We start from the raw sequence: 10,125 nt of genomic DNA on the forward strand, positions 1-10,125 counted from the left end.
TTCAGGAGCCAACAAAATGAATAGGGGTTTTAGAGCCAATAAAACTGGTTTTGTTTTAGAAACAACTGTAGAAGGTACGTTGAAAGGCCACGGATATCTCGAAATATGCCCCCAGTTGCCGAAAAAGCGCAAGCGAGATTGGCTCTTAATCTCTACTGAAAATCCCAAGCGATATGCTAAACAGGTTTATATCGGGTCTAGCATTTATGAAACTGAAATAAATGTCGATTTTTATATTGTTAATTCCGGTGTGTTTCCTCGGGGTCTAATTGTTGAGTGCAAGTGGCAAGAAGACAAAGGTTCAGTAGACGAGAAGTATCCTTACCTCAATTTAAATATTAAAAATTGTTATCGCGTACCAACAATTGTTATAGTGGGTGGTGACGGTATGAGGCAAGGTTCGATCGACTGGTTTAAAAAACAAATTCCTGACAATCAAAATCTGTTGGCAGTTCACAAGCTCGAAGGTTTCATTACCTGGGCTAACAAATATTTGTAACAGGAATTACGGAATTTTTCCGCGTGTGGGGCAACCACGTATTGCTCCTACAAAATATGCTTAGGATCGCGAATTAAATAATTTACACTCTTGAAAGTGGGGTGTAGGGATGGGCGTCCCGCCCGTCCAGAAAGGGCGGGCGGGACGCCCATCCCACAAGAACCATCACGCATTGTAAGTTATTTAATTCTCATTACTTAATTAGAGACTTGGCTTAAATAAGATTTAAAATAAACGTATTAATAATTCCTTGATTTTGCCCCGCTTAAAAGTATTAGAATTAATTCCCCTAGATGCTGAAATTTCAATGAGTTTCGGCAGAGATTGATTGGGAAATATTTGAGTATCGCTGTAGATTTTTTCGATAAAATCGCAGTTAGAATTAGACAGCATAACTTTCACGCCCCGTTCTGCAAGTTCTGCAAAAATATCTCTCAGTTTAATCTGTTCCGATTCTTTGAAATTATCCCGGCTGTAAGTCGTGAAGTTACTGGTGGCACTGATGGGATAATAAGGCGGGTCAAAATAAACAAAGTCTTCGCTGCTGGTAGCAAAATCCAAAATTTCATCGAATTTTCTGACTTCAATTTGAGCGGGCGCGAGTAAAGATGAAACCGATCGCAGTAAATCTGCTTGACAAATGTTAGGATTTTTGTATCGACCTATGGGAACATTAAATTCACCTTTTGAGTTTTCTCTGTAGAGGCCGTTGTAACAAGTTTTATTTAGATAAATCAGGCGTGCTGCTTTTTCTGTATCTGTCTTGTAGGAGCGCGATCGCACCGAGTAATAATAATTTTTATTGTCCTTGGTATGTTCTAACTGATGATCCTGTAAAAGTAGAATCAGCTCTTCAACTTTATCCCTCACACAGCGATAAGCATTAATCAACTCAGGATTAATATCTGTTAAAACAGCTTGCAAACCAGGGTGCTGCTGTGCTAAGTAAAAAAATACAGCTCCGCCACCCAAAAAAGGCTCGTAGTAAGTTGTGAACTTTTCAGGAAAATAAGGTTGATATTGTCCAATCAACCGAGTTTTGCCTCCTGCCCATTTCAGAAAGGGACGCGGCAAGACTTGAAAAGGTGCGGAAGCAGACATTTATCTAGAAATAACAGCCTTATAATATTTATCACAACTAGAACTCAATATAAATACTTCTGAAGTTGTCACCGGAGGTTGCGTGGCATTAAACAGACAGTGCTGGAGCCATCGGCGAAAAGTTTTCGTTAGAATTATATATGTCAGCCTCGTCGGCAAAAATGCCCGATCGCCCGATCTGCAGATTTAGCTCCGGCTGTGCCAAAATTGTCTAACTCGCTCACAAGTGTTACCAGTCAAAGATTGTGCTGTGACACTTTACCCCACCAAGCCAATGCAAGATTTTATTAATAACGTCTCTCGCTACCCGCGCTTTTTCATTACGATATGTCTGGGAATTTTCTTTTTCCTGTTCGAGCGACTCAAACCCCTGCTCGATCGACCGACAAGTGCGATCGCCCTGATTAGTTCGATTGTAGCGACTTTTGTCTTTCTAACTTTTACACTGCGGGCTATGTTAGGCCTGAGTTCGGTTTAAAGCCAAGCTAGAACGCAAACATCAACGGCAAATTCAGTTAAAACACAAACTCCCAAAGTAACTGCGAACTCTTGCAGGCGATCGCACACTTGACAATAGTCGCTGCGATAGATTGGAAGAGGAAAAAAATTGCGCTAGTTACGCCAGTGCTCCTCAACCAAGGGGCAGGCAAACATTACCGAAGTGCAGGACAAGCGTTTGGGGCTATCAACATTCACTGGGGAAATACTGCACCTCTGTTTCCCCGGTGTCCCACTTAATCATTAGGAAGCGGCACACCCCGCCCCGCTTTCCTCTCCCGTTAACCTGACGGTATCACGAGAGTTTCTAGCGGACAAGACAGATGAAGTTTGAACATATCTATCAATTTTTTCAAGACCCCCCTCCTGTTTATCTAAACAAGGAACTAGCGGTGTGTTACATTCTCTCCGTGTTATTGCGCGGAGATTCCTACGGTACAGAATTGATTGGCCAACTAGAAAGGGAATTCCCCATCTACCGACTTTCTGATACCGTTCTCTACAGCGCTCTGAAATTCCTCGAAGATGAAGCCGTAATCACCGGTTACTGGAAAAAAGTAGAAGGACGAGGCCGCCCCCGCCGGATGTATCAAATCCTCCCTGAGTGGCGGCACCAAGCTCAAGACCTCGCTCGTCTTTGGCATGAGTACATTGGTCAGGGAAACGGCTCGTCCGATCGTCGTTCCCGCGCCTTAGAAACTGGTCACACAGGTTAGCCGAGTTGGAATCGGATGCCTAAACCCTGGAGATGCTGGCGCTACTTGCAAAGCGATTTGCCCGTCCGAAGCCTTCGCTTTGCTCGATCGCCCGCCGCACAGCGATTAAAGCAGCTACACTACGTCAGGACTTACGCAGTGTCACTTGAGAATTAGGAATGATGGGGAGATATGGGAATTGAGTGATGGAGAGCAAAACGCCTTGCAGAAGAAGCTTTCTGCGAATTTTGATAACAAAGTGTCTGCGTAAGTCCTCGATCGCTTTTTTATGTAAAGTTCTGTAAAGTAATAGTAGATAATTTCAATTACACAAACTTCTACCGATGGATACTGCTGTTCTTCCCTCTACCTTTGTGCTGACGCTACTGTTGGCTGTTGGCTTGTTTTTCTTCATCAAGGCTTCAGTCAAAGATCGAATCGAACAAGTCAAGCTGGCTTCCGAGAGCGCCCAAGAGTCACTGTTAACCGACTTACAACAGTATTTTGCCCAGAGAGCTTACCGAGTTGCAGCCGTCGATGCCCCCAACTATAAAGTCACGTTTGAGGGTTTTGTGCGGCCGAGTTGGTTTCTAGCTATTTTTCTAACACTGCTGAGTGCAGGTGGCGCTCTGTGCTTGGGACTGGTTTTGGGAATGCTAGTTCCCCAACAAGGTCAAATTTTCCTAGCTTTGGTACTGCTGTCCCCGCTGGCGGGGGTATTTTACTGGAAAAAAGCTGGACGCTCTGAGCAAGTCTCCCTCAAACTCGAATCAGTTGCTGAGTCGGGAAGCCCAACCAAGAGCTTTGTTACTGTCAGAGCTCACCGCGATGAACTAGCAGCCATGCAAAAAGCTTTAGATTTGAAACCGATCGATTATAAAGTTTGACGCGGAACGTTTTTTGATATGCTAGATGCCGTAGTTAGACTTCGAGCTGACAAACGGATGACTCAAGAGCGGATCTCTCGTTGATAAACCCGTGGCTGTTTTTTTGATCCACTTGTTCGATCGACAAATTCGATCGACCAAACAGTCAATCAAAAAAAACCATTATCGTGAAAGTGCCAATTGTGGCGATCGCCCTTGGGCTGCGATCACGCCTGTTGCGATGGCTCCTTATACCCTAATTTCTAAGGACTTTTCGCAGAAATTTCAGTTGGCACTCTCCAGACAATGAGAACTCTCGCGCTTTGGTTAAAAGACTTAGAAAAACATTGCTGTCAATGTTTTGAGCTAAACATTTTGAGCTATGCGCGGCTGGCTGACACCACAGGAATTTTTTCTGTGGTAGCTTCCAACATCACCTTTAAGCTGGGAAACAAGAAATGGTTCTCTTCTACGTATTGGGCTCCAAATAAACCTTTTTCAGCCCAGAAGTATCTGTCAGTGGTATGCTCGTTACGCTTGACTAACAGCAAAGCTGGGGGAGCAATGCCTTCTGCATGGATGAACTTGCGAGCCGCTGTTACGGGTTTATCTTCGCCGCTCTCGATGCTATATTGAGGCACACACTCTAAAATTCTGCGTCCTTCTTGTCGGCGGCGACTCTTGCGTTTGCGTCTCCTGGCCAATTTCTTTACCTCCTCTGTGAGCAGACAGTATGAGCAGACAGGTTGTAATGATAGCTACCAAATCCGAGGCCAGTATATCCGTTCTAGCTCAAAATTTCAACTGTTTTTAATATATCGACATAATCTTAACATTCGTGCCGATCGACAAAAGTGTAGCGGTTGTGGTATTGTGGGCCGCAAGTTCCGCCAAAAGCCAAGGTTGGGGATCGGTGGAAGCTGCGCTGAGGGGGAGGCGGGGTAATTTTGGTTCATGAAAGCCCCATGCCTTCAACATAGCTGCCTTCTATCAAAGGGAATAAATCTGAAATCTAGAAGTCTCTCATCAGTAATCGGCGGCACATCATTTGTAATTTACTTAGAATTCCGTTAGATATCTTAATGTGGCGCTCATGTTAATGCCAGCCAGTTCAGAATTTGTCAAACTTTGCCGCTCGCAGGTGGCGATCGTCGTCAGTTTGGGCGCGACATTCAGCGCGGTATACCTAACACAAGAGCTGGTAGAAGGCAGCGAAGCAAAGTTGGTGCCGATCGCAGTTTACCCAGAAACCTCAGCCGAATCGGAAGAAAATCAGGGGTTGAGGTTGCAATCTTCCGAAAGCTCGACAGTGAAACCGGTACCGCGACTGCTGGCGCCGCCTGTTCGGCCTGTGGAAGAATCAACGGTAGGGGCGATCGCACCCGATCGACTCCCGGGTAAGGAGCGCACTTCCCATCAGTGCCAAGGCCCGGAGAATTTGTGGCAGCAGCGGATGCAGATAGTGACACCTCTGATACACGAGGGAGCTGTAATGGGACTCCTAGTCAGCGGTCGGCAAGACAGGCCTTGGAACGAGCGAGAGGAGGCTCAAATACAACAAATTGCTCGCACCTTAGCCCTAGCCTGCATTTTAGACCAGCGATCGCAGTGGATGCAGCAGGAATTGGGTTCGGCCCGGCAAATCCAGGCTCAGGTTTACGACACGATGCACAATTTGCTGCACCAGTTCAAAAGTCCGCTGACAGCGTTGCGAACTTTTGGCAAGTTGTTAGCGCGACGGCTGGTACCGGAAGACAAAAACCGCAATGTGGCTTTTAGTATTGTCCGAGAGAGCGATCGGCTGCAAGAGTTGCTCGGCCAGTTTGATCGAACCGTTGACACCGGCGAAGCACATCTAAAACTGCGATCGGGCACTTCCGAAACAACAACCTCCAATGTGGAATCAATCCGGCATTCTCCTCTGTCGCTGTCACCTGTGGCCAATTTGGAGGAATCCTGTTTTGTTACAGAAGTCTTAAAACCGCTGTTAACTTCCGCCGAGGCGATCGCCTCTGAAAGGAATCTGAAATTGGTAGCCGACATGGAGGCGGATTTGCCACCAGTCTCAGCGAACGATCGAGCTTTGCGCGAAGTTTTGAGCAATTTAATTGACAATGCTTTGAAATATACCCCTGCCGGCCACCAAATTTATATTAAAGTAAGGTACAAAGCAGCCGATGGCGATCGGGCAGGATACAGCCAATTGCCTGCCATAGCAGTTGCCGTCAGCGACACAGGTTCCGGCATTCCTCCCCAGGATTTAGAGCATTTATTTGAGCGGCACTACCGGGGAGAAAAAGCGCAGACCGAAATTCCCGGCACAGGATTGGGTTTGGCGATCGCCCGCGATTTAGTCCGCCAAATGCAAGGAGAAATAGAAGTATTTTCCCCAGTCAATCCTGAATGGCTGCCATCGGCGGAAACTCATTTATATCCAACCGATCGCGGCACTACCTTTGTGGTTTGGCTACCAGTGAATAAGTAACGAACTCTATTGCTTAGAGACATTTATTATGAAGCATCTACCTTTATTCGATAAAATACCCAACTTTTCAAATTCTTTAGAAATTTTCAAAAAACACTTTTTTCGTATACGGTTTTTAGCTGCTTTTAACATTCTGACTGTTCTGATTTTGGGCGGGCTGAGCTTATACGCAAAATTCAACAACCAGGGAGACGGAGTTGAACGCCTGTTTAGCGACCCTTTTAATTTCTGGTTCCCTTACGAAGGCTTTCTAACCGGAGTTTCCGAAGTCCTCTGGTGCATACCAGTCGCAATTTGTGCATTTACTTTCGGAGTGCTGCGCCAGAAAAATCCGCGCAGTCGATCGGCAATCTTCTTATTTTTTAGTGCTTTACTACTCGGAGTCTTTTTCCTGGATGACAGGTTTCGGATGACTTTGATTATTTCTCGGTTGGGAATATCTAAGAAATTAATTTATTTGTGTTATGGTAGTGCTGTTTTCCTTTACGGAGTTACGTTTTGGCGATACATCAAAACCACTCCTTACCTGCCATTAGTCGCAGGATTTCTATTGTTCGCGATCTCCCGGTTTGGGGACCTTTTAAACTTGCGAAGCCAAGGATTACACGCGATGTTAGAAGATGGCACTAAATTATTAGCTCTTCTAAATTTAGCCCTGTATTTTTGGCACGTATGTCATCAGGAAGTTGGGCGGCATTTGCAGCAAAGCGAAGCTCGTTGAGCGCTTCGATGATATTACAAAAAAAGGCATTGCTGAATGATGGTATCACTAAGTAACGCCGGCGATCGCATAAAAGCCAAATAATTTCTTTAATTTTGATATGGCATTGGAAAATTAGCAAATTTTAGATAGTAAATTAATAATCGAAGATAATATCTGCTAAACTTGTTGTCTGATTGAGAATAACAAAAATTTTTTCGTTTCAAACGAGCTATCAGGATGTATTAATCTTGTATTTTCGCGCTCAACTCTTGTCCTATAAATACAGCATATTTCATGTAGAGGTAGATCTCGAGCAACCGGGTTTCGAGCAACAGAATCAGTAATGATGCGAGAACTCTAAAGAAACCCGGTTTCTGGGGTGCAGCTTTAGAAACCGCAATGCCATTCCACTACTGGGAGTGAGCCATCAGGGGTTTACTTCATAAACCTGTACTCTGCTCTAAGTTAGAAAAATGTGACTAAAGCCGCAGCGCCTATCCCGCCCCAGAATGGGGGGAACTTGCTGCGGGGAAAAATTCTGTCATAATTCCGATTAATGAGCAATTACCAATTAGCAATTACCCTATTCTTATGCAACTGAAAACCGGTATATGATCAATTCAGCCAGATAAGTTTTCTAGGCTTCCGCTACGGTGGGGATCTTAGTGGATCTACAGATAGTCGGCAGATCAATAATAAACTGCGTTCCCTGCTCTGGCGTAGAAATACACTCCAATTGACCGCAGTGTTTTTCTATCAGAATTTTTCTGCTGATGGACAATCCCATGCCTGTACCTTTTCCTATGGGCTTAGTAGTAAAAAAGGGAGTGAAAAGTTTAGCACGAACTGTTTCTGTCATGCCCACACCATTATCAGAAATTGTTACCAGGATGTGGGAAGCCGAGCTAATGTTGTCCTGCGAATTGCCGGGTACAACTTCAGTCCGAATCAAAATCTGGGGGTGAAAAACTGCACCATCTTCTCTACTTAGCCGCTCTTCTAAAGCATCTATAGCATTCGCTAAAAGGTTCATAAACACCTGATTGAGCTGACCGGCATAACAGTTCACCAGCGGCAATGCACCATAGTCTTTTATCACATTGATAGCAGGGCGATCGGACTTAGCCTTTAGTCGGTGCTGTAAGATCATCAAAGTGCTATTAATGCCTTCGTGGATATCTACTGATTTAATTTCAGTTTCATCCAACCGAGAAAAATTGCGTAGAGAGTGAACAATATTGCGAATGCGTTCGATCCCTAACTGCATAGAAGAAAGCAATTTTGGTAAATCATCTATGATAAATGGCAACTCTGCATCTTCTATTTCATGGACAATTTCTGCTTCGGGTTGCGGGTAATACCTTTGGTAAAGATTCAACATATTAATGAGTTCTTTAATATAGTCGTTGGCGTGAGAGAGATTGCCGTAAATAAAGTTAACCGGATTGTTGATTTCATGGGCGACACCTGCAACTAATTGACCGAGACTAGACATTTTTTCACTTTGAACTAGCTGAAGTTGTGTTTCTTGGAGTTCTTTGACAAAATGCTCTAAGGCAACAGATTTTTGGTGCTCTTTTTCTTCACTGAGACGGAGTGCTTTCTCTACTTGTTCGCGTCGCTCTATTTCAGACTGCAATTTATGACTTAGAGAAAAACTTCTCAAAGCTGTTAGCATCGTAGTGTATAGCTTTGATGTCGTTAATTCTGTTTTAGTTTTATAGTCATTAATATCGTAATTGATAATAATGCTTTTTTCAGGTACTTGTCCGGGTTGACCCGTGCGTAAAATAATTCGCACTAACTGGTTGCCTAAGACTTCGCGGACATATTTAACAAAGTTTAATCCCGCATCATCTGTTTCCATAATTACATCAAGTAAGATGATGGCAACATCAGGATTTTCTTGGATTAGCTGTTTAGCTTCACGAGCGGAGTAAGCATTAATGAAAGTTAAAGATTTATTCTCAAAGACAAACTTCCTTAGTGAAATTTCGGTAGCGGTGTGAACTTGAGACTCATCATCTACAACTAAAATTTTCCAGCTTTCACTCAGTTTTTCTTCTGTGGTTTCATCTGCAAACAATATCTCGTCATCCGAGTTCATTACTTCGGCAAAGTATACTGTTTCTGGAGATGGTTGAGTTAAGAAATCGTCAAAATCACTTTTCATTGCTGTACACCTTTATTTTTTACTAATGTTTAGGTTTGAAGTTAGAAAACCTGTTAAGAAAAAGGCAGAAGGGAGAATAGTTACACAGCAACCTTTTCAGTCATCCTTATTTTACTTTTAATGAGGTGGACTTACTTAGTTATCTTGGCCAGGAAATCGGAATTGGATCTCTACATTGGTGAATCAATTTGCATGGGTAATTTAATAATAAACTTGGTTCCTCTTCCCACCTCACTTAGACATTCAATTTCACCTTTTAGTTTTTGGGTGACTAAATTGTAGACAATATGTAACCCTAAACCACTGCCACCTTGACCACGCTTAGTGGTAAAGAATGGCTCAAAAATTTTACTTAAGTTTTCTGGGGGAATACCTTTACCTTCATCGGCGTATTCAAACCTTAGCCGATTACCTTCTTGCTCCCAATCAAAGATTAGTTCCCCAGAAATCCCTGGTTCGTAGGCATGAATCAGAGAATTGATTAGCAAGTTTGTCACAACTTGGGACAAGGCTCCTGGATAAGAATCTATAGCAATTTTGCTATCTCCCTTAATTTTAAGCGAATGTTGGCTATTTTTCAACTTTGGTTTTAATTGTAATAAAATTTCATCAAGATAAGGTCTGATCTGGAAAGTACGTCGTTCTTCGCTAGAGCGATCGACTGCTACTTGCTTAAAGCTTTGAATCAAGGCTGCTGCCCGCTCTAGGTTAATTAGAAGTGCCTTACTGCTTTGGGTAGCAATATCGACAAATTCTTCTAAATCCGATCGCTTCATTTTGCCACTTTTATAAATAGATGCAAATTCGGTGGTATTTTCTGCCAAAGCTGAAGCAACCGTGACACCAACTCCAATGGGAGTATTAATTTCATGGGCAACACCAGCAACTAATCCTCCCAGAGATGCCATTTTTTCAGATTCGACTAGCTGTGTTTGGGTGGCTTTTAAAGCCTCTAGGGTATTCGATAATTGTTGAGTCCGATCGCTCACTAATTGCTCTAAGTTTTGATTGAACTCCTGTAAATTTTTGTAAAGTTGAGCATTCTCAATAGAAATAGCAATTTGGGCAGATAAAAGTTTTAACAACTCAAGGCGATCAGTAGTAA

The 10,125-nt window shown here is 43.4% G+C and carries 12 protein-coding genes; 7 read left to right on the top strand and 5 right to left on the bottom strand.

Annotated elements, in window-relative coordinates; genetic code table 11:
- Positions 1–16 precede the first annotated feature (16 nt).
- The gene (locus tag QUA83_RS20560) at positions 17–499 is read left to right on the top strand and encodes a PD-(D/E)XK nuclease superfamily protein (RefSeq protein ID WP_333295451.1); all 483 of its coding nucleotides are present in this window, start codon (positions 17–19) and stop codon (positions 497–499) included.
- A gap of 225 nt (positions 500–724) precedes the next feature.
- Here the strand turns inward: QUA83_RS20560 and QUA83_RS20565 are convergent, their stop codons facing one another.
- Positions 725–1,600 (bottom strand): DNA adenine methylase, encoded by an 876-nt coding sequence (locus QUA83_RS20565; protein ID WP_333295453.1) that lies wholly within the window; start codon positions 1,598–1,600, stop codon positions 725–727.
- Positions 1,601–1,874: 274 nt separating this feature from the next.
- Between QUA83_RS20565 and QUA83_RS20570 the strand changes: the two genes are divergently transcribed.
- The 4 genes from QUA83_RS20570 (at position 1,875) to QUA83_RS20585 (ending at position 3,969) form a co-directional block, all read left to right on the top strand.
- A complete protein-coding gene (locus QUA83_RS20570; RefSeq protein WP_333083642.1) occupies positions 1,875–2,078 on the top strand; it encodes a DUF751 family protein in 204 nt (67 codons plus the stop codon).
- A 343-nt stretch (positions 2,079–2,421) separates the two neighbouring features.
- Positions 2,422–2,814 (top strand): PadR family transcriptional regulator, encoded by a 393-nt coding sequence (locus QUA83_RS20575; protein ID WP_333295455.1) that lies wholly within the window; start codon positions 2,422–2,424, stop codon positions 2,812–2,814.
- 323 nt (positions 2,815–3,137) lie between these two features.
- Positions 3,138–3,680, top strand: a complete 543-nt coding sequence (locus QUA83_RS20580; RefSeq protein WP_333104815.1) for a cofactor assembly of complex C subunit B — start codon at positions 3,138–3,140, stop codon at positions 3,678–3,680.
- 91 nt (positions 3,681–3,771) lie between these two features.
- The gene (locus tag QUA83_RS20585) at positions 3,772–3,969 is read left to right on the top strand and encodes a hypothetical protein (protein ID WP_333295456.1); all 198 of its coding nucleotides are present in this window, start codon (positions 3,772–3,774) and stop codon (positions 3,967–3,969) included.
- A gap of 70 nt (positions 3,970–4,039) precedes the next feature.
- Here QUA83_RS20585 and QUA83_RS20590 read toward each other — a convergent pair whose 3' ends face one another.
- Together QUA83_RS20590 and QUA83_RS20595 are read right to left on the bottom strand one after the other, a co-directional pair.
- Positions 4,040–4,363 (bottom strand): DUF3155 domain-containing protein, encoded by a 324-nt coding sequence (locus QUA83_RS20590; protein WP_006635576.1) that lies wholly within the window; start codon positions 4,361–4,363, stop codon positions 4,040–4,042.
- A 106-nt stretch (positions 4,364–4,469) separates the two neighbouring features.
- Entirely contained in the window at positions 4,470–4,637 is a 168-nt protein-coding gene (locus QUA83_RS20595; protein WP_333295457.1) for a hypothetical protein, read from the bottom strand.
- A 121-nt stretch (positions 4,638–4,758) separates the two neighbouring features.
- On the opposite strand from QUA83_RS20595, the gene QUA83_RS20600 reads away from it, so the two are divergent.
- Both QUA83_RS20600 and QUA83_RS20605 read left to right on the top strand, forming a co-directional pair.
- Entirely contained in the window at positions 4,759–6,144 is a 1,386-nt protein-coding gene (locus tag QUA83_RS20600; RefSeq protein WP_333295459.1) for a HAMP domain-containing sensor histidine kinase, read from the top strand.
- Between the two features lie 28 nt (positions 6,145–6,172).
- The gene (locus QUA83_RS20605) at positions 6,173–6,865 is read left to right on the top strand and encodes a hypothetical protein (RefSeq protein ID WP_333295461.1); all 693 of its coding nucleotides are present in this window, start codon (positions 6,173–6,175) and stop codon (positions 6,863–6,865) included.
- A gap of 619 nt (positions 6,866–7,484) precedes the next feature.
- Here the strand turns inward: QUA83_RS20605 and QUA83_RS20610 are convergent.
- The gene (locus QUA83_RS20610) at positions 7,485–9,020 is read right to left on the bottom strand and encodes an ATP-binding protein (protein ID WP_333295462.1); all 1,536 of its coding nucleotides are present in this window, start codon (positions 9,018–9,020) and stop codon (positions 7,485–7,487) included.
- A gap of 170 nt (positions 9,021–9,190) precedes the next feature.
- Positions 9,191–10,125, bottom strand: a 935-nt coding sequence (locus QUA83_RS20615) for a GAF domain-containing sensor histidine kinase (RefSeq protein WP_333058448.1), incomplete at its 5' end; no start/stop codon positions are given.

The organism is Microcoleus sp. K1-B1, from assembly GCF_036704705.1.
Classification (GTDB): domain Bacteria; phylum Cyanobacteriota; class Cyanobacteriia; order Cyanobacteriales; family Microcoleaceae; genus Microcoleus.